Source organism: Magnetospirillum gryphiswaldense MSR-1 v2 (assembly GCF_000513295.1).
Lineage (GTDB): Bacteria > Pseudomonadota > Alphaproteobacteria > Rhodospirillales > Magnetospirillaceae > Magnetospirillum > Magnetospirillum gryphiswaldense.
This window is the reverse complement of sequence record NC_023065.1, coordinates 2,353,879-2,378,264: the sequence shown is the minus strand read 5'-3', so window position 1 is coordinate 2,378,264 and position 24,386 is coordinate 2,353,879. Positions and strand designations below refer to the sequence as shown.

The window sequence follows — 24,386 nt, the reverse complement described above, 5'->3', positions numbered from 1 at the left end:
TCGCTTGGACGGGGTGGCGGATTATTTCACCCGCACGCCCAGCACGGTCGGCAACCGCAAGACCTGGACGTTTTCGGCCTGGGTCAAGCGCTGTGCTATCGGGACGCAACAATTCCTGCTGATCACCGGCATCAACTCGAACGAAAGCGAGTCGGTGTTCTTCGATGCCAACGACAAGCTGAATCTGTGGGTCTGCGTGAGCAACACATGGGTCGGGCGGGTCCAGACCAACGCCGTGTTCCGAGACACGGCGTCCTGGGGACATCTGGTGATATCAAAGGATGTGACGACGGCGACGCCCAAGATTTACTGGAACGGAATCGAACAGCCGACCACCGTGCTGACCGAATTCGCGAATATCGAAGGCTACGTCAACACCACCTATGAGCATCGCATCGGCGAAGGCAATGCCGCCATTGCCAACGGAACCTTCAACGGCTACATCACCCAGCCGACCCTGATCGACGGCGCCGCCCTTGATCCGTCCGCTTTCGGCGAAACCGATCTGATCACCGGTTCGTGGCGGCCCAAGCGGGTCGCTTCTTTGCCGGCCAATGTCATCCGCAGGGATGGCGGCACTGCCTTTGGCGATATGACCGGACGGGATGGTCTGGCCGGTGCCTTTGATGGAACCGACGCCACTCAGGCCAGCACCTATCCAGCCAATGCGAATAGCGGTTATGTGGGCATGGCCTTTGTCTCTCCGGTCGCGTTGACTCGGGTCGTTGCCGTCGCCCCGGTTGGCTCCGGCTTCCAGGACAACGTCGACGGTAACATCAGCATTACCATCTATGGCAAAAACGGTCTGCCGTCCTCGGCCACCGACGGTACAATCATGGGGAGCAGTGGTCCGTTCACCGACGTGGGACGGCTGGAAAAAACCATCGCAGTCAGCGGTTCCTTTACCCATGTCTGGGCGCACATCGTCTCGGACACGGTTGGCGGCACCATCAACTGCGCGGATTTGAAGCTGCTTGCTCTCGATACGAGCGGCTATGGCACCAACGGTTTCCATCTGGATTTCGCCGATGCCGGTGGTGCCGGCGGAACCGCCAACACGGCCTTTGCGGGTGGTTTCGGCACGTATCAGGTGGTCATCAATCCAGATCGGCCCTTGCCGAACAAGGCGTGGATCACTCAGATCGGCGTCACCCAGAGCAGTGCCGAAACCGGCAAGTCCGTCTACATCCTGCGAGACGATGGCGGTAACGGCTATACGGTGATGTGGGTATCGGCGCCCTTCAATCATGCCGGCAGCGGTCTCGAACAGGTGGCGGTCAATTATCTGGTGCCGGAAACCGGGACCTATGTCATGGCGGTCGCCTGCCCCGCCTCAGCTTTGGCATGGGGGCACGATGCCGATCTGATCGGTACGCCCTATCTCTATTCGCCGAGCGCCCGCTTGTTGGGCGAAAGCTTCATTGCCAGCATTGCCGCCGGTGTTTCCGTGTCTGAAGCTCCGCCGGCCTTGACCTGGACCGATGGTAGCCTGGGTCGGTCGGCTTCCGGTGCCAACCACTGGCTTCCGGTCAGCCTGGGGGCGGCGGATGTGGTGACGGATGCGCCGACCAACAACTACGCGACCATCAATCGACTGAACATGCAAAGCGGATTGGTCCTGTCCAACGGCAATACTTCGGCCAATGGCAGCGCTGCCGTGCGGTGGTGGCGGTCGTCGTTGGCGATGTCCGGTGGCAAGTGGTACTTTGAAATGAAGACCAATTCCGCCAATAATAGTTATTGCGGCATCGGGATTGAGCCCGGCGCGGTTACGCGTAACGACGGCCTCAATCAGTATCCCGGCGGCAGCGAAGGCGGAGCGGACGGCTATGGCCTGTACACCTTGGCTTCGCCGCCCAACCAGGGAATCCGCTATGCCCATAATGGGGTGTATACCGACATCGTCGATGCGGGTTTCAACACCGCCTCGGTGATGAAGGTCGCTGTCGATCTGGACGCCAAGATGCTGTGGCTTGGTTATGACAATACCTGGATCGGCGGTGGCGATCCCGCACAGGGAACGTCACCCACCTACACTCTCTCTGCCCAGGTTTCCGACTGGGTGATGATGGGCTGTGCCTACAATGAAGTGACCTGTTATTTCGGCGCCTCGGGCTTCAATCTGACGGTCCCGGCTGGTTTCAAAGCCCTGTGCACCGCCAACATGCCCAAGCCGGTGATCCAAGCGCCGAGCAAGCATATGGACGTGGTGACCTATACCGGCACCGGTACATCCCAGGTTGTCACCGGGCTGGGTTTCCAGCCCGATCTGGTTTGGTGCAAGCGCCGGGACAATATCGAAAGCCACGGTCTGTACGACAGCGTTCGCGGCCCAACCAAGATGCTGTATTCGGATCTGAGCAATGGTGAAGCCACCGATACCAATGGGATCGTGTCGTTCAATGCCAATGGCTTCGCTGCCAACGGCGCGATGGCGACCAATGGCAGTGGCGGTAATTATGTCGCTTGGTGCTGGAAAGCCGGTGGTGCTCCGGTGGCCAATACCGTCGGCTCCATCCCGTCCACCGTCAGTGCCAATCCGACGGCGGGGTTCAGTATCGCCAAGTATGCGGGCACCGGCACTGCCGGTACCAGTTTCGGGCATGGCCTGTCGGCTGCGCCAAAATTCATCCTAGTGAAAAATGTCTCGTCTGGTAATCGCAATGCCAACACCATGGATTGGATGGTTTTCCATGCGGCCTTGGGAAATTCCGGGGTGATGCGCCTGAACACCACCGAAGGAAATCTTGGCCCCGATGCCGGCATGTGGAACAGCACCGCGCCATCGACCGCCGTGGTTACGCTTGGCAATCATGAACGGGTTAATTATGGCGGCGATAATTACATCGCCTATTGTTGGGCGGAAGTGCCGGGCTTCTCCAAGTTCGGCGCTTATACCGGCAACGGTTCCAGCGATGGGCCGTTCGTCCATTGCGGGTTCCGTCCGCGCTTCGTGTTGATTAAGCGGACTGACAGCGCCGAGAATTGGCGCATGTTTGATGCCGCTCGCAGTCCCTACAATGTCGTGGACAATATGCTCGAAACGAACAACAGCACCCCCGAAGCTCTGGGTAATGCGAACAAGCTCGACTTTACGGCCAATGGTTTCAAAGTGCGCAGCATCGACGCTGGGACGAATTCCAACGGCACCTACATCTACGCCGCCTTCGCCGAAGCCCCCTTGGGCGGGACCAAGACGGTTCCGGCCAAGGCACGCTAAGGCCTTTGCTCTCTTTATCCCCCCGCTCCGGCCTGTCCGGGGCGGGGTTTTCTTTTGCCATGACAACAACATCAGGAGGACGCGATGTCCGAAGACCTGGGCTCCATCCGGGCGGCGTGCCGTGCGGATTTGCCGTCCCGCATCCGTGCCGCCTTGGAGGATTACCTGCGTTTCGTCGCCGACGATCCGCCCGCCGATGCCAAGGGTTTCGCCGCTTGGCAGGCGGCGGCCAAGGCGGCGTTGGCGCATATCGAGATGCTGGTCAAACTGGCCCGTTGGGCCGAAACCGGCATCGACACCGCCGACGATGAAGCGTCCAGCCTGGATCGTCTGCTGGCCCAGGCCCGCGACGCGCTTGAGGGCCTGGATGGGGACGAGCCATGAGCCAAGGGATCGGCTTCCCCGAATTCGTCTGGGTGTGGAACGCCAAGCTGGGGCAATCGACGCCGCCCCATCATCTGCGCATGGCCCGCTGGCTGGCCCGCAAGTACAAAAGCCATCATCGCGAATTGCTGCTGATGGCCTTTCGCAATTCCGGCAAATCCACCATCGTCGGCCTGTTCTGCGCCTGGGCGCTGTTGTGCGACCCCAATCTGCGTATCATCATCCTGGCCGCCGATTTCGCCCTGGCGAAAAAGATGGTCAGGAACGTCAAGCGCATCATCGAACGTCACCCGCTGACCCAGGGGCTGAAGCCCAAGCGGCGCGACCATTGGGCCTCGGATCAGTTCACCGTCAACCGTCCGGGCGAATTGCGCGACCCTTCCATGGTGGCCAAGGGCATCGGCGCCAACATCACCGGCTCGCGTGCCGAAATCGTCATCTGCGATGACGTCGAGGTGCCCAATACCTGCGACAGCGCGCCCAAACGCCAGGATCTGCGCGAACGCCTGGGCGAGATCGAATATGTGTTGGTCCCCGGCGGCTTGCAGCTTTACGTCGGCACGCCGCATTCGTTCTATACCATCTATGCCAGTCAGCCACGGCTGGAGGCGGGCGAGGAGAGACCCTTCCTCGACGGTTTCCATCGTCTGGAGCTGCCGCTTCTGGATAAGAACGGCGCCAGTGCCTGGCCGGAACGTTTTCCCGCCGACAAGATCGCCGGCATCCGCCGCCGCACCGGCCCCAACAAATTCGACAGCCAGATGATGCTGATGCCGGTCAACATCGCCGATGGCCGGCTGGACCCCGACCGTCTGCGCCTGTATCAGGCCGATCTAGTCTATGCCGAAGGCAACGGCCTGCCGGTGCTGAGCCTGGACGACAAACGGCTGGTCTCGGCGTCGTGCTGGTGGGACCCGGCCTATGGCGCGCCGGGCAAGGGCGATGCCTCGGTGGTCGCCGCCCTGTTCACCGATCAGGACGGCGGTTATTGGCTGCATCGGGTGCACTACCTGACCCACGACCCCGCCCGCGCCGATGAAGACGAAGCCACCCAGCTGTGTCGTCAGGTGGCCGGCTTCGTCCAAGATCTGCATCTGCCCTCTATCTGCCTGGAAACCAACGGCCTGGGCCGTTTCCTTCCCGGTCTGCTGCGGCGTGAACTGGCCAAGGCCGGCTATCCGTGCGCGGTGGTCGAGGTGGCCAGCCGCAAAGCCAAGGACCAGCGCATCATCGACGCTTTCGACGCGGTGCTGGCCGCCGGCGCCCTGTCGGTGCATCGCAGCGTATGGGCGACGCCGTTCGTGGCGGAAATGCGCGAATGGCAACCCGGCGGCAAATGCCGCGACGACGGCCTGGACGCGGTGGCCGGCTGCCTGCTGGCCCAACCGGTCCGCCTGGGCCGGCCCGGCGGCAAACTGGCCGAACGCGCCGATTGGCGCCCTGGTGGCGGCAATTTGCGGGCGGTCACCGAGTTTGAAGTGTAGTTTTTTGGAGAACAAAAATGGAACACTGGAGTATGAGCCCGCTGTGGTGGATCACTGCGGTGGAATTGCCTGTTCTGGGTGGTCTGTTCTGGCTGATCTGGCGCTCGCGCCAGGATGCCGATGACCGTCTGGACGATCTGGCCCATCGGCTGGAAGTGGGAGTGGGGCAGACGCGGGAATCCCTGGCCGCCTATAAGCTGGAAGTGGCGAAAAGCTATGCCACCACCGGCTATCTCAAGGACGTGGAGCGCCGTCTGACCGAGCATCTGGTCCGCATCGAGGCCAAGCTGGACAATGTGGGCGTGGCCGGAGGTCGGCCATGAACGCCCCGGTGATCCTGGTCGAGGCCGTCCCCGACGGCGAAAGCCAGACCCTGCCGGCGCCGCCTGGGTCCGCCGTCGATATCCTGGCCCGCACCTTGTGGGGTGAGGCGCGCGGCGAGCCGGTGCGCGGCATCGAGGCGGTGGCCGCCATCATCGTCAACCGGGTGCGCCATGCTCAGGCTCGGGGTGATCGCTATTGGTGGGGCAATTCCATCGAGCAGGTGTGCCAGAAGCCCTGGCAATTCAGCTGCTGGAACGAAGGCGACCCCAACCGGGCCAAGCTGCTGGCGGTGACGGAACGCGACCGCAGCTTCCGCATCTGCCTGCGCGTGGCGCGCCGTGCCGCCGCCGGCGTACTGGATGACCCCACTCGCGGCGCCACCCATTACCATACCCGCGCGGTGCTGCCGCCCTGGGCGCGTCACCGTCTGCCGTCGGCGGAAATCGGCAACCATCTGTTCTACAACGATGTGGAGTAACCATCATGATCCCAGCCCTGTTGGCCAGTATCGGCCTGCCCTTACTGGTCAAGGCGGTGGGCGGTGCCTTGGACAGTATCGACCATCCGGCGGCCAAGGTCGCCGCCGAGGCCCTTGGCCAGGTGGGCGGCGCCTTGCAGGCGGGTCAGGTCGCACCTGAACAGGTGGCCGAGGCCCACCGTCATCTGGAGCGCATGACCGAACTGGAAAGTACCGAGGCCAGTGCCGCCCTGGCCCAGATCAACGAATCGCTGCGCAGCGAAAGCCGGTCCGAGGATTGGTATGTACGGCGCTGGCGTCCCACCTTCGGCTATGCCATGGCCCTGACCTGGGTCGCCACCATGGGGGCGGTGGCGTGGGCGGTGGTCGCCGAGCCGGTGCAAGCCCCGATCATCATCGCCGCCTTGGTCAATACCAGCCCCATCTGGGGCGTGGCCCTGGGCGTCTTGGGCATCGCCGTGGTCAAACGCAGCCAGGACAAGCAGGGGCGTTAAGCCTTGGCTGCGCTCATCTTGTCGGCGGCCTGGGTCAGCATGATTTTCATCTGCGCCACCGGCGTGTCGAAATCGTCGGGATCGGGTTGGCGGAACAGGCGCATGGTCGGATACCACAGACAGGTGTCGCCCTGGTCCAGCCAGCGCCAATCCGACACATAGCGCAGCAACATCCAGGTGGGCTTGCCCAGGGCGCCGGCAAGATGGGCGGCCGAGGTGTCGATGGTCACCACCATGTCCAGCCCGTTCATCAGGGCCGCCGTATCGGCGAAGCTGGTGATGGCCGGCGACAGGTCACGCACCAAAGTGCCGATGCCGGTGGTTTTCAGGTCGCTGCTCCGTTCGCCCATTTGCAGGCTCCAAAACGCCATGCGCGGGTCTTCCATCAGCGGCAACAGCCGCTCCAATGGCCACGAACGGTCACGCGGCACCGTCTTGCCGGCCCAGATCAGCCCCACGTTCAAGACCGATCCAGGGGGGTGACCCAGGGGGCGGGCCAAGGCGCGCGGCGGGGTCAGATAGGGTACCGGGCCGGGCAGGCTGGCCGGATCAACCTCCAGCCAATGGGCCAGGCTCATGATCGGTATCCAGCAATCATGAGCCGGGGGTTGAGCCCCCTTGACGAAGACTTGAGCGATGCCGGGGATGGCGGCGAACAGCGATTGCAGTTCCGGCAGGCATTCCACCACCAGCAGGCCGCAGCGTTCGGCCAGCACCGGCAGGAAGCGGGCGAATTGCAATGCATCGCCAAAGCCCTGTTCGGCGGCGACCAGCACGGTCTTGCCGCGCAGATCCTGGCCGGGCAAGACCTGGGGCGTCGCAAAGGCCCGCTTGGGCGAGCGCGCCAGCCGCCACCGGGCTTCATAGCCGGCGAACCCACGCTGATAATCGGACAAATACAGGTCGGCCAAGGCCAGATCCCAGGCGTAATCGCCGCTTTCGGGCTGGGCTTCCACCAGATCGGCCATCATGGCCCGGGCTTCGCCGTGCTTGCGGCGGTCGCGCAGCAGCAGGGCCAGATTATAACGGAACGACAGATTGTCGGGCTGGGTTCGGGCGGCCCAGCGCAGGTGATCCTCGGCCTCGGCCAGTTGGCCCAGTTCACGCAGCGCATTGCCCAGATTGGAATGGGCCACCGCGTCGTCGGGGGCCAGGGCCAAGGCCCGGCGATGGCTGATCACGGCGGCGGCCACGTGGCCTTGCCGGCGCAGCGCCACCCCCAGATTGACATGGCCCAGCGGTACCCCCGGCGCCAGCAAGGCCGAGGTGGCGAACGCCGCCGCCGCCTGATCGGTCTTGCCCGCCGTCCACGCCTGGCTGCCCTCGGCCAGGGCGATCGCCGCCGCGTTCGGTTTTTTGTCCCCTTCCATCACGTCCCCCGTTCGGATGAGATCCGCATTGTGCCATCGCCGCCGATGGTTGCAAGCGGCCCCTTTTTTTGCCTAGCCCTTGACAATTAGAATTATTATCCAAATTAGAGCAATGTAATATTGATGTGGAGGTACTTCATGCTGATTCAAGGTTTTCCCGCCGATGGCGTCGTCACCGTCAACCGTGTGGTGCTGAAAGCGGGGTATGACGTGGACGATTTGCAGGAGCGGGTGGCGATGCTATGCGAGAACGTCAAAACCTATCATTCGGAAACCGGCTTCATCGGCGGCTTCGTCTGCTTGAATGCCGGCTTCATCTCGAATGAGGGCTCGACCATCGGCCAGACGGTTGAATCGCCCTTGAAGGATCGCGAAGCCCTGATCGTCACCTTCTGGAGCAGCTTCGCCGAGCATGAGCAATCGCACCGTTCCGCCACTTTCCAGCCCTTGTTCAAGGACGTGCTGGAATTGTGCGAGAACGGCAACGAAGAAACCGGCTATCACCTGTTGTGGCAGGGCAAGGCCTATGCGCCGGCGGAAGCCGTCGCTGCCCGCAAGGCTAAGGCGCAGTTTGCCTAGGCTTGCATCAAGCCTAGTTGACGGTGGCCGGAACCTCTTCGGCGGCGGCGATGGCTTCCGCCGCTTCGGCTGCCGCCATCACCTCCGCCGGCACGGCGGCGCCGTTGCCGGGCTTGGGTAAAGCCGCCTGTTCCACTGCCGGGGCGTGACCCTTGCGCAGGAAATGGCCTTCGACCTGGGCACCCGACTCGATTTCCAGGCTGTCATGCTGGATGTCGCCGGTCACATGGCCGGTGCGGCCGATGGTGATGTGGTCGGCGCTCAACTTGCCCGACACCTCGCCATGGATTCGCACCCGTTCAGCCTTGATTTCGCCGACGATGTGCCCGCCCGGTCCGATCACCAGGGTTTTACAGGTGATGTCGCCTTCGACGCGGCCATCGATCTGCATTTCGCCTTCGGTGATGATGTCGCCGACAATGCGGACATCCGCGCCGATGATGGAGACCACGTTCGCGGTGGCGGTGGGGGGGGTCTTACCGAGTTTTCGCAGCATCACGCCCTGCCGAAATGAATTTGATGGGATCACGGGGAACATCGTTGAGCCGCACTTCGTAGTGCAGATGCGGGCCGGTGGAACGCCCGGTATTGCCGACCAGACCGATGATGGTGGCCCGCGTCACCTTCTGCCCCGGCTGCACCTTGATGCGCGACAGGTGGGCATAGCGGGTTTCAAGGCCGTTGCCATGGTCGATGTCGACGGTCTGGCCATAGCGCGACTTTTCACCGGCATCGATCACCGTGCCGTCGCCGGTGGCATAGACCGGGGTGCCGATCGGAGCCCCCAGGTCGATGCCTTCATGAATGCCGGTACGATTGTTCAGCGGGTCGTTGCGGGTGCCGAAGCCACTGTTGAAGTCATAACCGCTGTGGATCGGCTCGGCCAGCGGCAGCCGCTGCAAGGTGGCCTTGACCCCGATCCAATGCTGGACCTTGGTGATCATCGTCCCCGCCGTGCCGTCGCCATCGACGGCGCCGCGGAACGGAATGAACGGGCCGCCCTGGCCGGGCGAACGCTTGCTGTCGGCGAACAGGCGCATGGGGTCCAGCCCCAGGCGGCTCAGGCGGGTTTCGGTTTCGCTGATACGGGCGCCGGCACTTTCCGCCACCTGCTGCGCCGCCTTGGCATAGGCCAATTGCAAGCGCGCCAGCGATGCTTCCAGATCGCGCACCTTTTGCCGGGTTTGGCGGGATTCGTCGGCCTCGGCCACCTGATCCTCGGTCGGGGCCAGGGACGGGCGCGGCGTTACCCGCACGCTGCGTTCGCGCGCCAGAACATCGGACGATTCGGCCAGGGTCTGCAAATTGGCGTGGACCGAGTCCACCTCGCGGGCGATGTCGCCCACCAGCTTTTCCGCCGCCACCAGCCGTTGCTGAGCGACGCGGTTGGTGGCCAGCATCTCGTCGAGCCGGCGTTCTTTTTCCGCCAGTTCTGTGGGGCGGTGGCTGAGCAGCGTGGTGCTGGTCCCGGCCCAGAACGCCAGTGCGGCAACGCCCACCAGCCCCAGCAATTGCAGGCGCCGACTGACGATGAAATGCTTGGCCTGGCCATCGGCATCGCGAACGAAAACCTGCCACTCAGGCAACAACCTGTGGACAATGTTATGCATCGCCCCCCGGCCTTGATCCCCGACTTTCAGGCCAAACGTCTTTTGCGGCACCAGCAGATTACCCCTATGTGGCGTGGCGGTTCGTCACATTCTGTCACCGGCGCAGTGTACTGGCGGAGACGGCGTTAATCTATAGGTAATGAGTCCGAATGATTGGTTAAATCGGTTTCGCCGATATCACCGGCTTTCCCGCTTCCATCCCAGCAATAGCGCCGCCGCCGCCAAGACCAGCAGCAGAGCCGGCGGCAGCAGGGGCGTTTGGTGGATGCCGTGAATGGCATAATCGCCCCTGCGCACCAGTCCCAGCCAGTGAGGTCCGGCCACGGCGCCGCCACCGCCCACCTGGCGCAGGTTGGGCAGGCCGTCGCTTTGGCCATAGCGGATCGAACCGCCATTGGCCTCGACCACCGGGGCCAGGATGTGGGGGGTGGCGGTGATTTCGGCCAGTTCGGGATTGGTCAGGCTGCCTTGAGCGGCCAGGGCGACATGGGTATCGGCCCGTGCCGTCCACAATCCGGGTTGGGGGGCGGCCAAGGTGGCGACCCAGGCGCCATCGCCGCGATCTTTCAGCGTCACCGCGACGACGGTGCCGTCGGGAGCGGTGATTTCGGCATGGCCGCCGCTGGTGGCCAGGGTGCGGCGGGTGACCTGCAATTGCCCGCCCTGGATGATCGCGCTCAGGGATTCGGCTTCCAGTTCGGGCTCGCGCATCAGCCAATGGGCCAGTCGGCGCAGCAATTCGTCGTGGGGGCCGCCGCCTTGATAGCCGCGCGCCCATAGCCAGATGGTGTCGGACAGAACCTGGGCCACCCGGCCCTGACCGACCTGATCCAGCACCAGAAGCGGCTTGCCGTCGGCGCCCTGCAACAGGGCGATACCGCGATTTTGCCGCACCGGAATTTGCCGCAGCCACGGCCCCCACAGCGCCGGCTCTGATAATCCGGCGGTGACCGGGTGGCGCCGTCCGGCCTCGGTCAGGGTGGGGACGAAGGGGGATTGGATCAACCCGCCTTCCGGGCTGGTGGGCAGGATGTCGCCCAAGGCGGACTCGACGATGCTGTCGGCTTCGGCGTATTCCGGCCCGGCGGCGGCGAGAAGGGCGCCGCCGCCATGGACGTATTGGGTCAGGAATTGATAATAAGGCGCCGCCATGATGCCGCGATGGCGATAGCGGTCGAACACCACCAGATCGAAATCCTTCAGTTTTTCCTCGAACAATTCCCGCACCGGAAAGGTGATCAGGGCCAGTTCGCGGATGGGGGTGCGGTCGTCCTTTTCCGGCGGGCGCAGGATAGTGAAATGCACCAGATCCACCGCCGCGTCCGATTTCAGCAGATTGCGCCATACCCGTTCGCCGGCATGGGGCTGGCCCGAGATCAGCAGCACTTTCAGGCGGTCGCGCACCGCGCCGATGGCGGCGGCATTGCGGTTGTTGGCCGGCATCAGGTCGCCATCGGTGACCGGTGTCGCCACTTCGACGATGACCGGACCGGCATGACGCACCGGGATGTCGATGGTGACGTCGCGGTTCAAGGGCAGGGTGGTGGACAGGAATTCGGCGCCGTCGATGCTTAGGGTGACCGGGGCGCTGCCCTTGCCGTGCGGGTCGTCCAGGCGCAGGCCGATCTGGGCGTTGCGCCCGACCAGGGCGAAGGCCGGGGTGCGGGTGATGATGGCGCGGCGGTCGCGTTCATCGGCGCTGCCGGTCAGCAGCACGTGCAACGGCGCCCCCAAGGCGGCGGCGGGCAGATCGTGGACGCGGCCGTCGCTGATCAGGATGATGCCCGCCAGACGGCGGCGCGGCAGATCGGCCAGGGCCGCTTGCATGGCGGCGAACACTTTGCTGTCGCCGTCGTGACGGCGGATTCGGACTTCAAGATTGGGCAGGGCGGCCAGCTTTTCCTGCACATGGGCCAGGGCTCGCGCGGTTTGTGCCGGGCGGTCGGCCAGACGTTGCGACGGGCTGTCATCGACCATCACCAGGACGATATCGGCAAGTGGCTGGCGTTGCTCGGCCACCAGACGCGGGTCGCTCAGGGCGAGCAGCACCAGGGCCATGGCCGCCAGCCGCCAGAAGCTGCCGGCAACCCGCCGCCACAGGCCGGCGGCGGTGGCCACAGCCGCCGTCAGCGCCAGGGCCAGCAGCCAGGGCAGCGGGATCAACGGCGAAAATTGCAGGTCGGCAAAGGCGTTCATCATTGGCCCAGGCGCTCCAGGATCGCCGGCAAATGCACTTGGTCGGCCTTGTAATTGCCGGTCAGCGCGTACATCACCAGATTGACGCCGAAGCGCCAGGCCAGTTCGCGCTGGCGTTCACCGCCGGGGACGCAGGGAAAGGACGGCCGCCCTTGGCCGTCCAAGGCCCAGGCGCCGGCCCAGTCGTTGCCGCCGACCACCACCGGCGAGACGCCGTCGGGGCCGTCGCCGCCGGTCTCCGCCACCCAGACGGCGCCGTCCCAGCGTCCGGGTAATTCCTTCAGCAGATAGAACGAGCGGGTCAGCACATGATTGCCGTCGACCATGATCAAAGGCGGCACCGCCAGACCTTGGGTCAGGTTGCGCAGGATGGCCGGATCGGCGGTATTGGCGCTTTCCACCCCGGTATCCAGGACGATCATGCCGCCCGAGCGCAGATAAGCGTTCAGTTTGTCCATGGCGGCGGCGGAGGGCGGCTTCTGCGCCGCACTCAGCGGCCAATAGACAATGGGGAAGAACAAGACCGGGTCGCGTTCCAGATCCACCGCCATGGGGGTGTCCAGCCGCGCGGTCGAGCGTTCCCCCACCAGCCGCGACAACGCTGTCAGCCCGGCCCGGGTCTTGCCGTCGACGAAGCCGTCGCCGGTATGGACGAAGGCCAGCCGGGTCGACAGCACCGCGCGCAGGGCGAAGGCGTCGTCGGTGTTCTCGTGCGGGGCGGCGCGGGCCTGGGGGGCGGCGATCAATCCCAGCATCAAAAGGACGGCGGCGGGACGGCGCCAGCCGCGCCAGACCACGGCGACCATCTGGTCGAGAACCAGCAGCACCAGGGCCGCCGCCAGCAGAGAACCGGACAGATCCAAGGCGGCGGCCCGCTGATCGATGGCGCGCACAGTGATGCCGGAAGGCAATGCCAGCGCCACCGGGTCGGCCAGACGCGGCCCCAGGTTGAAGGCGACACGGCCCTCATCGGGGCCGTACAGGCCGGGCGGATGCTGGGGCGAGGGGGCCAGGGCGGCATGATCCGCCGGCAGCGCCTCGACGACGCCGCTGGCCGGATGGCGGCGGCCGAAACCGTCGAGAACCTCGCTGGCGGCGAGAGTGCCGGAGGTGGTGCCGGCACTGTGCCCCAGGACGATCAACCGGCGCATCAGGTCGGGGAACACGCCCGACAGCGGCAGGTTGCTCCAGGCGGCGTTGGCGCTGGTATGGATCAGCACCAGCCAGCCCTGACCTCGGCGGGCGGCGGTGATCAGCGGTGTGCCGTCGCTGAGATGGGCCCAACCGCGCTCGGCCAGTTCCGGCGCCGGCTCGGCCAGAACCTGGGCGGAAATCCGGATTTCCGGGTCGAGGCGCAGGCCGGCCAGCGGCGCGTTTTCGGCAAAGCCGGCCAGGGCTTGCGGCTCGGTCCACGACATGGCCCCGCCCAGGGATCGCCCGCCGGCCCGCAAGCGCACCGGCAGCAAGCCGTCACCGGCCCCGCCCGCCGATACCATTCGCGCTGTTGCCGGTCCGGCGAAACGGACCAGCACACCGCCTTGCTCCACCCATTTCAGGATGTCGCCGGTGCCGTCGGGCAGCGGCAGGTCGGCGACGATCAAGGCGTCGGGGCGGCGCGACATCAGGGCGGACATTTCGCCTTTGATCAGTTCGGCATGGGGCGACAACGCCCGCTCGACGTAATAAAGCGGCGCCAGCAGCGGCGTGCTGTCATCGCCGCCGCCGGCCAGGGCGACCACGCGACGTTTCCAGTTTTCATCCAACAGCAAGGTGGTGGCGGCGCTGGTCTCGTTTTCGATGTCGACGCGGGTCAGGCGGTTGCGCACTTCCGCCGGCAGCCGCAACGGCACGGTGGCGCGGGTCTGGCCGGCGGCGATCAGCGCCTCTTCGCGCCCCAGCACTTGGTTGTTGCCATCCGTGGCGCGGATGGCCAGACGCTCGTCGCCCAGGCTGCCGGGCAGGCGACTGATGGTCAGCACCGGCGGGTCGCCGCCGCCCGCTTGTTGACGCAGGATGTGGCCCGTCGGCGCGGTCAGCACGGTGACGCCGCCGCCCAGGGATTGCAATGCCGTCGCCAGGGCCTTGCCGTGGCCGCTGTCGATGCCGTCGCCGATCCACATCACTTCGATGACGTGGTCGTGCCCCAGGGCCGACACCGCGCCGGCGGCGGCGGCATGGTCGGTGGGCCACGGCTTGGGCTCCAGCCCCTGGATCACGGCGCGGGCCGAGGTGGCGGTCATCGGCCCGAGGACGGCGATGGCCGCGCCATCGGTGGGCGGGGCGGTGGCCAGCAGATGAATGGGGCGGGCGCGGCGCCCGGCCTCGGCCAGGATGTCCAAGGCCGCTTGCCGCCGCTGGTCCCAGGCGCGGGCGGCGGCCCAGCCGTCATCGATCACCAGCAATAAAGGGGTGTCCGAGCGGGGCGGCGCCTCTGGGTGCAGGACGGGACCAGCGCTGCCGGCGACGATCAGAGCCAGGATGATCAGACGCAACAGCAACAGCCACCACGGCGTGCGGGCGGCGGTGTCGCGCTGGCCCTGCAGGCCGTACAGCCAGGTGATGGCGGGAAAGCGCACCAATCGGGGCGACGGCGGGATCAGCCGCAACAGCCACCACAGCACCGGCAAGGCCGCCAGGGCGGCGAGCAGCCAGGGAGTGGAAAAGCCGATCATCGGCCCAGGCCCCCCATACCATTACGCGGCAATGACAGCCGGCTATAAAGCGCCAGCAAGGCATGTTGCGGCGGCTGGTCGGTGTGGTGGATGGCGAAGCTCCAGCCGTGGGCGGCGGCGCTGGCGGCGATGGCATCGCGGTGGGCCCGCATTCTGTCGCCATAGGCTTGGCGCCAATCCTCGGCCCGGCGGCTGGTGATTTCGGCCTCGCCCTCGAGCCCGGCGAAGCGGACCGGCCCGGCATAGGGCAAGGTTTCCTCGGCCGGGTCCATGACCTGCAACAGATGACCGCTGGCGCCGTGCGCTGCCAAGGCGGCGATTTCGGCGGCGATGCTGTCGGCGGGGTGGAGAAAGTCGGAAATCAGCACGATTTCGCCATGACGCGGCGGGCGGTGCGGGCGGGGCAGGCCGGGGTGCGCCGGGGGGCTCAGCAGCGCCGTCGCCAGACGCGGCAGGATACCCGACCCTGAGGCGGGGGCGCTGCCGTCTTGCAGCAAGGCCACCCGTTCGCCGCCATTCAGCAGGCCGGCGGCCAGGGCCAGGGTCAGCAGGCGGGCGCGCTCGGCCTTGGTCGGCAATTGGGCCAGCGACCGCCACTCCATCGAGCCGGACGCATCGGCCCACAGCCAGATGCCTTGCGACGCCGCCCATTCGCTTTCCCGCACGTAAAGCCCCGGTCCCCGGGCCGAGCGCCGCCAGTCGATGGCGGTGGCGGCATCGCCGGGGATGGCGCGGCGATATTGCCAGAAGGTTTCGCCCGCTCCGGCCCGGCGGCGACCGTGGCTGCCACCGGTCAGCGACGCCGCCACCCGTTGCGCCGCCACCAGAAGCGGCGGCAGGCGGGCGGCCAGATCCTGGGCCTGGGCCTGGACAAGATGAGCGGGATCGGGGGTGGTGGTCACGCCACCGTCCCGATCAGGCGGGCGATGATGTGGTCCACCGACACGCCGTCGGCGCGGGCGGAATAAGACAGGGCCATGCGGTGGCGCAATACCGGCGGCGCCAGGGCGACGACGTCGTCCACCGATGGCGACAATCGTCCGTCCAACAGCGCGCGGGCGCGGGTGGCCAGCATCAGGGCCTGGGCGGCGCGCGGCCCCGGCCCCCAGGCGACATGGCGCTGCACCTCGGGCAGGGGGCTGGTTTCGTGGCGACCGGCGCGCACCAGGGTGAGGATGGCATCGACCACCGCCTCGCCCACCGGCAAGGTGCGGATCAACGCCTGCGCCGCCAGCAATTGCGCCGGCCCCATCACCGGCTGCGGTTGCGCCTCGGCGTTGCCGGTGGTGCTGACCAGCATGCGCTTTTCCGCCTCCCAATCGGGATAGCCGACATCGATCTGCATGAGGAAACGGTCCAGTTGCGCCTCGGGCAGCGGGTAGGTGCCTTCCTGTTCCAGCGGGTTCTGGGTGGCCAGCACATGAAACGGTGCCGGCAGATCGTGGTAATGGCCGGCGATGGACACCCGGCCTTCCTGCATGGCCTGCAACAACGCCGCCTGGGTGCGGGGGCTGGCGCGGTTGATCTCGTCGGCCATCAGCAACTGGCTGAACACCGGGCCCTGGATGAAGCGGAACGAGCGGCGGCCATCGGCGGCTTCCTCCATCACCTCCGAGCCCAGGATGTCGGCGGGCATCAGATCGGGGGTGAACTGCACCCGCTTTTCCGCCAGCCCCAGCACCGTGCCCAGGGTTTGCACCAGCCGGGTCTTGGCTAGGCCGGGGACGCCGATCAACAGGGCGTGACCCCCCGCCAGCAGCGTGATAAGACTTTCCTCGATGACCTGATCCTGACCGAAGATCACCTGGGCGACGGCGTCGCGGGCGCTGGCGATCAGGCGGTTGAGGTCGGCGGCCTCCTGCTCCGAATTAAGGCTGCTTCTGGGGCTGGTCACCGGGTTCTCCTGTCGGGGATGGCTCAAAACGGGCGGAAGAACGCCCAGGAGGTTGTGCACTTGGTCGAGAAACGGCTGAAAACCCGTCCCGAACCGGATCATTGCGGCGATCTGGGGATCCGCATCGACCGCGATGGCCGTTGGTTTTACCATGGCTCGCCGATCAATCGCAAAGAGATGGTCTGCCTGTTCGCGTCGGTTCTGCACAGGGACGAGGACGGCGCCTATTGGCTGGTGACGCCCGAGGAACAGGGCACCATCATCGTCGACGACGTGCCCTTCCTGGCGGTCGAGCTGTTCACCTGCCAATGCGGGCGCGATCTGGTGATCAGTTTTCGTACCAATGTGGATGAATTGGTGACCATGGATGCGGACCACCCGCTGCGCATCGCCGAATGCGCCAAAACCGGCGAGCCCATCCCCTATATCATGGTGCGTGACGGCCTTGAGGCGCGGTTGACCCGGGCGGTCTATTACGAACTGGTGGCCCTGGGCTACGAGGAAATCGTCAACGGCGAGAATATGTACGGATTATGGAGCAAGGGCACCTTCTTCCCCCTGGGTCGGCTGGAGTGACCCACGACGGGCTGCGCGCGCGTCTGGCCGCCGGCTTCAATCCGGCGGGGCGCGGCGATGCCATGCTGGAACGCCTGATCGACGGCGACGACGTGCCTGGCCGCACCGCCCTGGCGGAAGGGCCGCTGACCCCGGCCGCCGTGCTGGTGCCGCTGGTCGAACACGCCGATGGCATGACCGTGCTGCTGACCCAGCGCACGGCGCATCTGGCCCATCATCCCGGCCAGATCAGCTTTCCCGGTGGGCGGCTGGAACCGGCTGACGACGGCGATCCGGTGATCGCCGCCTTGCGCGAAACCGAGGAAGAGATCGGTCTGCCCCGCGACCGCGTCACCATCCTGGGCCGGCTCGACGATTACATCACCGGCACCGGTTTCATCGTCACCCCGGTGGTCGGGGTGATCGTGCCGCCGGTGGAAACCAACGCCGATCCGTTCGAGGTGGCCGAGGTGTTCGAGGTGCCGCTGAACTTCCTGCTCGACCCGGAAAACCACAAGCTGCACCGCCGGGTGATCGAGGGCCGCCACCGCCCGTTCTGGTCGATGACCTGGGACGAGCGGGTGATCTGGGGGGCCACCGCCGGTATCCTGGTCAATCTGTCGGAAGTCTTGGGGTCGTCATGAGAGCGCCCAATGACGGCAGCGAACCCATCGGCCAATTGTCGCCGCAGGCCTGGATGCAGGCGGCGGAAACCCAGGCGGTGATCAAAGCACTTACCGCCGACGGCGCCGAGGTGCGTTTTGTCGGCGGCTGCGTGCGCGATTCGGTGCTGAAACGGGCGATCAAGGATATCGACATCGCCACCCACGATCCGCCCGACCGGGTGATGGCACTGTTGGAGCGCGCCCATATCCGCGTCATCCCCACCGGTCTGGCCCATGGCACGGTGACGGCGGTGGTGGGCAAGGCCCATTACGAAATCACCACCTTGCGCGAGGACGTGGAGACCTTCGGCCGCCACGCCCGCGTCAGCTTCACCGACGACTGGACCGCCGACGCGGCCCGGCGCGACTTCACCATGAACGCCATGTTCGCCGACCCCCAGGGCCGCATCTACGACCCCTTCGGCGGCTTGGCCGATTTGGGCGCCGGCCATGTGCGCTTTGTCGGCGATCCCTTTCGCCGCATCGAGGAAGACCTGCTGCGGCTGCTGCGCTTCTTCCGTTTTTTCGCCCATTATGGCCGCACCTCGCTGGAGTCCCAGGCCATGGCCGCCTGCCGCAAGCTGGCGCCGCGTCTGGTGGAATTGTCGGGCGAACGGGTGGCGGGCGAGTTGATCCGGCTGTTGCAGGCGCCCGATCCGGCCCTGGTGCTGATGGTGATGAAGACCAACGGCATCCTGGCCCATGTCCTGCCGGAAGCGGTGGAGATCGGTCGGTTGAAGGTGCTGACCTGGCTGGAAAGCCGGGCCATGGTGCGCGACACCATCCACCCCGATCCGTTGCGCCGTTTGGCCGCCATGCTGTCCACCGATGCCGCCGGGGTCGCGGTCCTGGGCGAACGGCTGAAACTGTCGGCGGCGCAGACCGGGCGCATCCTGTCCATCGTCTGCCCCCAGGTGGACGTCCGCATGGACATGGATCGCCGCGCCGCCCGCCGGGCCTTGCGGCGGGTGGGGGCCGACACCTTCCGCGATCTGGTGCTGGTGGCCTGGGCCGAGCATCGCTCGCGCTCAGGTCTGCTGGATTCGCGCGAAAGCCGGATGTGGCAGGATTTGCTGGATCAGGCCGATCATTGGCAGCCGGTGGAACTGCCGGTGCGCGGTGCCGATTGCCTGGACTTGGGGGTTCCGCGCGGTCCGGCCATCGGTCAGTCCCTGGCCCAGGTCGAGGCATGGTGGGAAGAGGCCGATTACGCCCCCGACCGTGCCGCCTGTCTGGACCGGCTGCGACGGATCATAAAGGAAGGGGGCGCCTGAGCGCCCCCGCTGTTCATCAACCCTTGGACGGCACCATCAAGGTGGCTTCGCCGTCCAGCACGATCTTGCCGGCCACGGTGCAGGTGGTCTTGAAGGTGGCGAACTTCTTTTCCGGCACCAGGGTGGTCACTTCGACGCGGGCGGTGACGGTATCGCCGATCTTCACCGGCGCCTTGAACTTCAACAGCTGCGACACGTAGATGCAGCCCGGGCCGGGCAGCTTCATGCCGAACACGGTGGAGACGAAGGCCGCCGACAGCATGCCATGGGCGATGCGGCCCTTGAACATGGTCTGGCTGGCGAATTCCTCGTTCACGTGCACCGGGTTGAAGTCACCCGACACCCCGGCGAAAGCGGCGATGTCCGCCTCGGTGACGGTCTTGGCGAAAATGGCCGACTGGCCGACGCTCAGTTCCTCGAAATAATAGCCGTGCAGGGATTCGCCGCTCATGGTCATCTCCTAGGGGGTCATTGTGCGGTGCAGTCTAGTCCCCCGGCGGCAGGCTGACAATGCGTGGATCGGGACGAGATGGTTACAATTTATGACAAAATAGGTACTTTATATGCACATTAATATTTGATATAGATCAGTTACAAATTTTGGTGGTGGGGACCCCATGAGCATCCGTGCGATCATCAATGCCTTGCTGGGCTCGTTGGCGGTGGTGGCGATTTTGGCGGTGACCTTCATCGCCGTTGATTCCATGCATCAATGGCAGAGCGCCGAACGGGCGGCCCTGCAAGGTCGGTTGTCGGAACAATTGCTGAGCGCCGCCGGTCATTGGGCGGCGGAACGTGGCCTGACCGCCGGGGCCTTGGGGGGCGTCCAGCCGGCGACGGCGGACCAGCGCAAGGCCATCGACGAGCGCCGCCGGACCGGCGATGCCGCCATGACCGAGGCCTTGGCTGCCATGGGACAATTGGATTTCGCCGCCCGTGCCGATTTGACCACTCAGTTGACCGACCGCCGGCAGCGCCTGGACGAATTGCGCCGCAAGGTCGATGCCGCCTTGGCGGTCGAGGTCAGCGGGCGCGATGGCGCGGTGATCAAGGCCTGGTTCCCCACCGCTTCGGCGGCGATCGAAACCGGGCTGATGCTGCGGCTGGGACTGATTCAGGCCAATGCCCAGACGCCCTTGACCGCCATGACCGAGGATTTGCGTTCGCAACTGGCGGTGATGGGGGAATATGCCGGGCGTGAACGCGGCTATGCCAACGGCCTGATCGCCGCCGGTCGTCCCATGAATGGGGCGGACATGGCGGTGCTGGGGGAATTCCGCGGTCGGGTGCTGGGGGCATGGGAATTCGCCCGCATCCTGGCGCGGCAGGAAAACATGCGCGACGCCATGGGCGCCGCCACCGCCGATATCGAGGCCCGCTATTTCGGCGATTTCGAAAAGCTGCGCGCTTCAGTCTATGCCGCCGGGCAGGCCGGGCAGTCTTACCCGGTGGGGGGCAGCGACTGGTTCGCCGCCGCCAGCACCGCCATGACCACCATCGCCAAGGCCCAGGACGCCGCCGCCCGACTGGCGGTCAGCGTCACCGCCAGCCAGCAGGCCCAGGCCTCGCGCACCTTGATCCTGTCCATCATCGCCGCCCTGTTCGCCCTGGCCCTGTGCCTGATCGGGCTGGCGGTGACGCAGCGCCGGGTGATCGCGCCGGTGCGCGGCATGGAAAGCACCATGACCCGGCTGTCCGGCGGCGACCTCGACGCCCCGGTTCTGGGCGCCGACCGCCACGACGAAATCGGCGCCATGGCCCGCGCTCTGGCGGTGTTCCGCGATTCCATGCGTGAGGCCCAGGCCCTGCGCCGCGAACAGGAGCAGGCGCAGCAACGGCTGGCACAGGAACGCCGGCAGGCACTGCTCGACATGGCCGACACCCTGGAGGACAACGTTCAGGGCATCGTCGGCGAGGTGGTGAGCGCGGCGACCCAGTTGAACAGCCATTCCCTCAGCCTGTCGGCCTTGGCCCGTCAGGCGCAGGAGCAGACGCGGGCGGCGGCGGGGGCGTCGGAAGCGGCCTCGGGTAGCGTGCAGACGGTGGCCTCGGCCGCCGAGGAATTGTCGGCCTCCATCGCCGAGATCACCCGTCAGGTCGCCGATTCCGCCGGTTTCTCGCAGGCGGCGGTGGCTGAGTTGGCCCACACCAATGCCAGTATGGAAAGTCTGCTGGAAGCGGTGGGCCGGGTCGGCGAGGTGACCAGCCTGATCAGTCAGATCGCCAGCCAGACCAATCTGTTGGCGCTCAACGCTACCATCGAGGCGGCCCGCGCCGGCGAGGCCGGCAAGGGCTTCGCCGTCGTCGCCAACGAAGTCAAGGCCCTGGCCAACCAGACCGCCAAGGCCACCGATGAGATCGCCCAGCAGATCAGCGCCATCCAGGCCACCACCTCGGTGGCGGCAGGGGCCATGGATCAGGTCGGCGGCACCATCCGCCGCATCCATGAAACCGCCGCCGCCATCAGCGTGGCGGTGGAACAGCAAGGTGCCGCCACCGACGAGATCGCCCGCTCGGTCGCCCAGGCGGCCAGCGGTTCGCTCGAGGTCAGCGACAATATCGGCGGCATTTCCCAAGCCGCCAATGAAACCCATGCCCAGGCCGATCATGTTCACGACGCTTCGGATTCGCTGACGACGCAGGCGGAGCGGCTGCGCACGGCCTTGGGCCATTTCCTCGGCGGTTTGCGCGCGGCTTGACCTGACGGCGGGGCTGTGGCGCAATGCGCCCAGTTTCGCCGGAGGCCCGTTTTGTCACCCCGCATCATCGCCTGTCTGTGCTTGTCCCTGACCTTAGCCGGTTGTGCCGCCCCGGTGCCGTGGCAGCACCCGACCACGCCCAAGGACCGCTGGAAGTCCGAGTGGAATTATTGTGTCCGCTGGGCCGAGGAAGAGGTGGGCTATCGCGAAAGCGTAGTCGACAGCAATTTCCGCGATTACGACCGCGCCCAGGCGAAAAAGCGCATCAACGCCTATGTGGACATGTGCATGCGGGAACGCGGCTATGTGCCCGCCCGCCCCAGCCGATGAGGGACCTGTCCATGCGTTTCGCCGTTTTCGCCCTGTGCCTGTGCGCGGCCTTGCCCGCCGCCGCCGAGGATTTGCCGCAATTCCCGAAAATCGGCCCACCCGGCTCTCTGCCCGAGGCCATTTGCGATCAGTCCAAGGCCAGTGACGGGGCTTGGCTGCTCGGCCGCTGGGTCAGCCCGCAAAGCCGGTGGGAGTTCAGCCGCCAGGGCCAGGGGCTGGCCTGGGCACTGGACCGCAAGGGCAGTGTCGAGGACGGTATGGGCTGGAGCGCCGGTACCCGCATCGACGGCGGCGTCGAGCAGATCAGCCCGTGCACCTTCAAGCTGGATGCCGGTGGCGGTCAGTTCGCCCTGGATGGGGTGCTGACCGACGACGGCAAGATTTTCGCCGTCGCCGCCAATGCCAAGGGCAAGACCGCCCGTTTCATCCTGCGGCGCGAACGCTAGAGCCGCACGCCTGAAATCGGAACCACCTCCATAGGCAACACCCGTCACCCCCGCGCAGGCGGGGGTCCAGGAGTCACGCGCTGATGCCGACACGGTTCGCTGGATTCCCGCCTGCGCGGGAATGACGATTGAGACGTAGGGATGCATCGCATTTAAGGCTCGATGCTCTAAAACAATAACGACGCCAGGGTCAGGCCGCCCAGCCCCATCAGCAGGGCGCCGGAAATGTGGTTGAACAGCCGCATGCGTTCCGGCGTGAAGCGGGCGCGGATGGCGATGGTCATTTCGGTCAGCACCGCCCACCACAGGGCCGAGCCGGTGAAGATTCCGGCCACCAGTTGCAATTGTGTCGCCACGGTGGTGGCTTGGGCCGAGGCGCCCAGGGCGGCGAACACCCCGACCACGCCCAAGATGGTGCCGGGATTGCTGATGGTGATGACGAAGGTGGACAGGAAGTCCCGCGCCATGCCGGGGCCGCGCACGCCCTCGGGCGGGGCTTCCAGACTGGCGGCGGCGGCGCGCCAGGTGTGCAGGCCCAGACCCAGCATGAACAGGCCGCCGATGATTTTCAGCACATGGGTGTGGCCGTGGATGAATTCCGACACCACCCCCAAACCAAGGCCGACGACGGCGCCGAAGAAGGTGTCGGCCATGGCCGCGCCCAGGCCGGCGACGAAGGCGGCGATGCGACCGTCGGCCAGGGCCTTTCTGATGCACAGCAATCCCACCGGGCCGATGGGGGCGGCGATGGCGAAGCCGATGGCGATGCCGCGCAGGTACAGATAATCGCTCAAACCAGATGATCCTGGTGATGGAGTGTGGACGGCAGGAAAGCAGAAAGCGGCACGGCGAACAACCTTAGTATGGTTGCGATCCGAACCATTGCGGCGGGCTGACCACCGCGTCCTGCGCCGCCACCAGGGCCAGTTCCCGTTGCCCCAGCCGATGGGTGATGTCGAGCACCGCGAAAAGCCGCGACACCGCCGCCGCCAGCAGGTCCGGCGCCCCGGCATGGGTCAGGCTTTCGGCCAACAGCAAGCCGGCCAGCAGGTCGCCGGCGCCGTTGAGCGGCTGGGCGAAGTCCAGGCGCGGCGTCGTCACCAGCCAGGCGCCATCAGCGGTGACGCCGGCGCAGGCCATGCCGTCGGCCACCTCGAGGCTGGTGACCACCACCAGCCGTGGCCCTCGCGCCAACACGCTGCGGGCGGCGGTGATGGTCTGGTCGAGGCTGGCGACGGGCAGGCCGCTCAGGCTTTCCAGCTCGAAAAGATTGGGGGTGACGATCTGCGCCGCGTCCAGGATCGGGCCGGCCAGAACCTGGGCGATGCCGGGTCGCACATAGGAGCGGCCCTGGTCGCCCATCACAGGGTCGCACAGAAAGACGGCGCCGGGATTGGCGTTGACGGCGCGCAACAAGGCCGCGCCATTGGCGGCATCGCCCAGATAGCCCGACACGATACCGTCATGGCCGGTCAGGAAACCGGCATGGTCCAATCCGTCGATAATGCGGGCCACGTGTTCGGCGGCAAAGACGTCGCCGCCGAACACGCCATGGCCGGGATGGTTGGAAAACTGCACGGTGTTGACGGTGGTCACCTCGAAGCCCAGCCGCTGCAACGGCAGGGTCAGGGCCGAATTGCCCACATGGCCATGGGCCACGGATGAGGACAGCGAAAGAATCTTCATGAAAAAGGGGGCTCCGGCGACCTATT

At 66.0% G+C, this 24,386-nt stretch carries 23 protein-coding genes; 13 read left to right on the top strand and 10 right to left on the bottom strand.

Annotation, left to right across the window (positions count from 1 at the left end):
- Nucleotides 1-13: 13 nt before the first annotated feature.
- The 6 genes from MGMSRV2_RS11165 (at nt 14) to MGMSRV2_RS11140 (ending at nt 6,384) form a co-directional block, all read left to right on the top strand.
- Nucleotides 14-3,220 carry a DUF7483 domain-containing protein gene (locus MGMSRV2_RS11165; RefSeq protein WP_158497755.1) on the top strand — a complete coding sequence of 1,069 codons (3,207 nt, stop codon included), beginning with the start codon at nt 14-16 and terminating at the stop codon, nt 3,218-3,220.
- Nucleotides 3,221-3,304: 84 nt separating this feature from the next.
- The gene (locus MGMSRV2_RS11160) at nt 3,305-3,604 is read left to right on the top strand and encodes a hypothetical protein (RefSeq protein ID WP_024080468.1); all 300 of its coding nucleotides are present in this window, start codon (nt 3,305-3,307) and stop codon (nt 3,602-3,604) included.
- Nucleotides 3,601-5,088, top strand: coding sequence for a phage terminase large subunit (gene terL, locus MGMSRV2_RS11155; protein ID WP_024080467.1), 1,488 nt, complete (start codon nt 3,601-3,603; stop codon nt 5,086-5,088). Before MGMSRV2_RS11160 ends, terL begins: the two co-directional genes overlap by 4 nt.
- Nucleotides 5,089-5,105: 17 nt before the next feature.
- Nucleotides 5,106-5,411, top strand: coding sequence for a hypothetical protein (locus tag MGMSRV2_RS11150; protein ID WP_024080466.1), 306 nt, complete (start codon nt 5,106-5,108; stop codon nt 5,409-5,411).
- A complete protein-coding gene (locus MGMSRV2_RS11145; RefSeq protein WP_024080465.1) occupies nt 5,408-5,890 on the top strand; it encodes a cell wall hydrolase in 483 nt (160 codons plus the stop codon). Before MGMSRV2_RS11150 ends, MGMSRV2_RS11145 begins: the two co-directional genes overlap by 4 nt.
- A gap of 5 nt (nt 5,891-5,895) precedes the next feature.
- Nucleotides 5,896-6,384: a 3TM-type holin gene (locus tag MGMSRV2_RS11140; protein ID WP_024080464.1), complete on the top strand. Its 489-nt coding sequence runs from the start codon at nt 5,896-5,898 to the stop codon at nt 6,382-6,384.
- Here MGMSRV2_RS11140 and MGMSRV2_RS11135 read toward each other — a convergent pair.
- Nucleotides 6,381-7,754 (bottom strand): tetratricopeptide repeat protein, encoded by a 1,374-nt coding sequence (locus MGMSRV2_RS11135; RefSeq protein ID WP_024080463.1) that lies wholly within the window; start codon nt 7,752-7,754, stop codon nt 6,381-6,383. The genes MGMSRV2_RS11140 and MGMSRV2_RS11135 overlap by 4 nt on opposite strands.
- Nucleotides 7,755-7,892: 138 nt before the next feature.
- On the opposite strand from MGMSRV2_RS11135, the gene MGMSRV2_RS11130 reads away from it, so the two are divergent.
- Complete coding sequence (locus MGMSRV2_RS11130) at nt 7,893-8,333, top strand: hypothetical protein (protein ID WP_024080462.1); 441 nt, start codon at nt 7,893-7,895, stop codon at nt 8,331-8,333.
- 13 nt (nt 8,334-8,346) lie between these two features.
- Here the strand turns inward: MGMSRV2_RS11130 and MGMSRV2_RS11125 are convergent, their stop codons facing one another.
- The 6 genes from MGMSRV2_RS11125 to MGMSRV2_RS11100 all read right to left on the bottom strand — a co-directional run bounded on the left by MGMSRV2_RS11125 (nt 8,347) and on the right by MGMSRV2_RS11100 (nt 16,705).
- Complete coding sequence (locus MGMSRV2_RS11125) at nt 8,347-8,829, bottom strand: bactofilin family protein (protein WP_024080461.1); 483 nt, start codon at nt 8,827-8,829, stop codon at nt 8,347-8,349.
- Nucleotides 8,810-9,943: a M23 family metallopeptidase gene (locus tag MGMSRV2_RS11120; RefSeq protein ID WP_024080460.1), complete on the bottom strand. Its 1,134-nt coding sequence runs from the start codon at nt 9,941-9,943 to the stop codon at nt 8,810-8,812. The genes MGMSRV2_RS11125 and MGMSRV2_RS11120 overlap by 20 nt, the downstream gene beginning before the upstream one ends.
- Nucleotides 9,944-10,120: 177 nt before the next feature.
- Nucleotides 10,121-12,142 carry a hypothetical protein gene (locus tag MGMSRV2_RS11115; protein ID WP_024080459.1) on the bottom strand — a complete coding sequence of 674 codons (2,022 nt, stop codon included), beginning with the start codon at nt 12,140-12,142 and terminating at the stop codon, nt 10,121-10,123.
- Nucleotides 12,139-14,811 (bottom strand): DUF4159 domain-containing protein, encoded by a 2,673-nt coding sequence (locus MGMSRV2_RS11110; protein WP_024080458.1) that lies wholly within the window; start codon nt 14,809-14,811, stop codon nt 12,139-12,141. The genes MGMSRV2_RS11115 and MGMSRV2_RS11110 overlap by 4 nt, the downstream gene beginning before the upstream one ends.
- The gene (locus tag MGMSRV2_RS11105; RefSeq protein WP_024080457.1) at nt 14,808-15,713 is read right to left on the bottom strand and encodes a DUF58 domain-containing protein; all 906 of its coding nucleotides are present in this window, start codon (nt 15,711-15,713) and stop codon (nt 14,808-14,810) included. The genes MGMSRV2_RS11110 and MGMSRV2_RS11105 overlap by 4 nt, the downstream gene beginning before the upstream one ends.
- Nucleotides 15,710-16,705, bottom strand: a complete 996-nt coding sequence (locus MGMSRV2_RS11100) for an AAA family ATPase (RefSeq protein ID WP_024080456.1) — start codon at nt 16,703-16,705, stop codon at nt 15,710-15,712. Before MGMSRV2_RS11100 ends, MGMSRV2_RS11105 begins: the two co-directional genes overlap by 4 nt.
- A gap of 54 nt (nt 16,706-16,759) precedes the next feature.
- Between MGMSRV2_RS11100 and MGMSRV2_RS11095 the strand changes: the two genes are divergently transcribed.
- From MGMSRV2_RS11095 to MGMSRV2_RS11085, 3 genes are read left to right on the top strand one after another with little or no spacing between them, the layout of a single operon-like run.
- Nucleotides 16,760-17,281, top strand: a complete 522-nt coding sequence (locus MGMSRV2_RS11095; RefSeq protein WP_052589108.1) for a DUF1285 domain-containing protein — start codon at nt 16,760-16,762, stop codon at nt 17,279-17,281.
- Nucleotides 17,278-17,904, top strand: coding sequence for a CoA pyrophosphatase (locus MGMSRV2_RS11090; RefSeq protein ID WP_024080454.1), 627 nt, complete (start codon nt 17,278-17,280; stop codon nt 17,902-17,904). Before MGMSRV2_RS11095 ends, MGMSRV2_RS11090 begins: the two co-directional genes overlap by 4 nt.
- On the top strand, nt 17,901-19,199 hold the full coding sequence (locus MGMSRV2_RS11085; RefSeq protein ID WP_024080453.1) for a CCA tRNA nucleotidyltransferase: 1,299 nt from the start codon (nt 17,901-17,903) through the stop codon (nt 19,197-19,199). Before MGMSRV2_RS11090 ends, MGMSRV2_RS11085 begins: the two co-directional genes overlap by 4 nt.
- Nucleotides 19,200-19,215: 16 nt before the next feature.
- Here the strand turns inward: MGMSRV2_RS11085 and MGMSRV2_RS11080 are convergent, their stop codons facing one another.
- Nucleotides 19,216-19,650: a MaoC family dehydratase gene (locus tag MGMSRV2_RS11080; RefSeq protein ID WP_024080452.1), complete on the bottom strand. Its 435-nt coding sequence runs from the start codon at nt 19,648-19,650 to the stop codon at nt 19,216-19,218.
- A 166-nt stretch (nt 19,651-19,816) separates the two neighbouring features.
- Between MGMSRV2_RS11080 and MGMSRV2_RS11075 the strand changes: the two genes are divergently transcribed.
- The 3 genes from MGMSRV2_RS11075 to MGMSRV2_RS11065 are packed head-to-tail and all read left to right on the top strand — an operon-like array spanning nt 19,817 to nt 22,674.
- The gene (locus MGMSRV2_RS11075) at nt 19,817-21,898 is read left to right on the top strand and encodes a methyl-accepting chemotaxis protein (RefSeq protein ID WP_024080451.1); all 2,082 of its coding nucleotides are present in this window, start codon (nt 19,817-19,819) and stop codon (nt 21,896-21,898) included.
- A 51-nt stretch (nt 21,899-21,949) separates the two neighbouring features.
- Entirely contained in the window at nt 21,950-22,228 is a 279-nt protein-coding gene (locus MGMSRV2_RS11070; RefSeq protein ID WP_024080450.1) for a hypothetical protein, read from the top strand.
- A gap of 11 nt (nt 22,229-22,239) precedes the next feature.
- Nucleotides 22,240-22,674, top strand: a complete 435-nt coding sequence (locus MGMSRV2_RS11065) for a hypothetical protein (RefSeq protein ID WP_041634388.1) — start codon at nt 22,240-22,242, stop codon at nt 22,672-22,674.
- 167 nt (nt 22,675-22,841) lie between these two features.
- Here the strand turns inward: MGMSRV2_RS11065 and MGMSRV2_RS11060 are convergent, their stop codons facing one another.
- Nucleotides 22,842-23,468 (bottom strand): LysE family translocator, encoded by a 627-nt coding sequence (locus MGMSRV2_RS11060; RefSeq protein ID WP_024080448.1) that lies wholly within the window; start codon nt 23,466-23,468, stop codon nt 22,842-22,844.
- A 64-nt stretch (nt 23,469-23,532) separates the two neighbouring features.
- Entirely contained in the window at nt 23,533-24,360 is an 828-nt protein-coding gene (gene pdxY, locus MGMSRV2_RS11055) for a pyridoxal kinase (protein WP_024080447.1), read from the bottom strand.
- Nucleotides 24,361-24,386 lie beyond the last annotated feature (26 nt).

What these genes read in the sequence shown, in the direction of transcription:
- MGMSRV2_RS11120 (WP_024080460.1), bottom strand. Translation starts at nt 9,943, where the DNA reads ATGCATAACATTGTCCACAGGTTGTTGCCTGAGTGGCAGGTTTTCGTT.
- MGMSRV2_RS11125 (WP_024080461.1), bottom strand. Translation starts at nt 8,829, where the DNA reads ATGCTGCGAAAACTCGGTAAGACCCCCCCCACCGCCACCGCGAACGTG.
- MGMSRV2_RS11110 (WP_024080458.1), bottom strand. Translation starts at nt 14,811, where the DNA reads ATGATCGGCTTTTCCACTCCCTGGCTGCTCGCCGCCCTGGCGGCCTTG.
- MGMSRV2_RS11150 (WP_024080466.1), top strand. Translation starts at nt 5,106, where the DNA reads ATGGAACACTGGAGTATGAGCCCGCTGTGGTGGATCACTGCGGTGGAA.
- MGMSRV2_RS11140 (WP_024080464.1), top strand. Translation starts at nt 5,896, where the DNA reads ATGATCCCAGCCCTGTTGGCCAGTATCGGCCTGCCCTTACTGGTCAAG.
- MGMSRV2_RS11065 (WP_041634388.1), top strand. Translation starts at nt 22,240, where the DNA reads ATGCGTTTCGCCGTTTTCGCCCTGTGCCTGTGCGCGGCCTTGCCCGCC.
- MGMSRV2_RS11080 (WP_024080452.1), bottom strand. Translation starts at nt 19,650, where the DNA reads ATGAGCGGCGAATCCCTGCACGGCTATTATTTCGAGGAACTGAGCGTC.
- MGMSRV2_RS11160 (WP_024080468.1), top strand. Translation starts at nt 3,305, where the DNA reads ATGTCCGAAGACCTGGGCTCCATCCGGGCGGCGTGCCGTGCGGATTTG.
- pdxY (WP_024080447.1), bottom strand. Translation starts at nt 24,360, where the DNA reads ATGAAGATTCTTTCGCTGTCCTCATCCGTGGCCCATGGCCATGTGGGC.
- MGMSRV2_RS11085 (WP_024080453.1), top strand. Translation starts at nt 17,901, where the DNA reads ATGAGAGCGCCCAATGACGGCAGCGAACCCATCGGCCAATTGTCGCCG.
- MGMSRV2_RS11130 (WP_024080462.1), top strand. Translation starts at nt 7,893, where the DNA reads ATGCTGATTCAAGGTTTTCCCGCCGATGGCGTCGTCACCGTCAACCGT.
- MGMSRV2_RS11135 (WP_024080463.1), bottom strand. Translation starts at nt 7,754, where the DNA reads ATGGAAGGGGACAAAAAACCGAACGCGGCGGCGATCGCCCTGGCCGAG.
- MGMSRV2_RS11115 (WP_024080459.1), bottom strand. Translation starts at nt 12,142, where the DNA reads ATGATGAACGCCTTTGCCGACCTGCAATTTTCGCCGTTGATCCCGCTG.
- MGMSRV2_RS11075 (WP_024080451.1), top strand. Translation starts at nt 19,817, where the DNA reads ATGAGCATCCGTGCGATCATCAATGCCTTGCTGGGCTCGTTGGCGGTG.
- MGMSRV2_RS11145 (WP_024080465.1), top strand. Translation starts at nt 5,408, where the DNA reads ATGAACGCCCCGGTGATCCTGGTCGAGGCCGTCCCCGACGGCGAAAGC.
- terL (WP_024080467.1), top strand. Translation starts at nt 3,601, where the DNA reads ATGAGCCAAGGGATCGGCTTCCCCGAATTCGTCTGGGTGTGGAACGCC.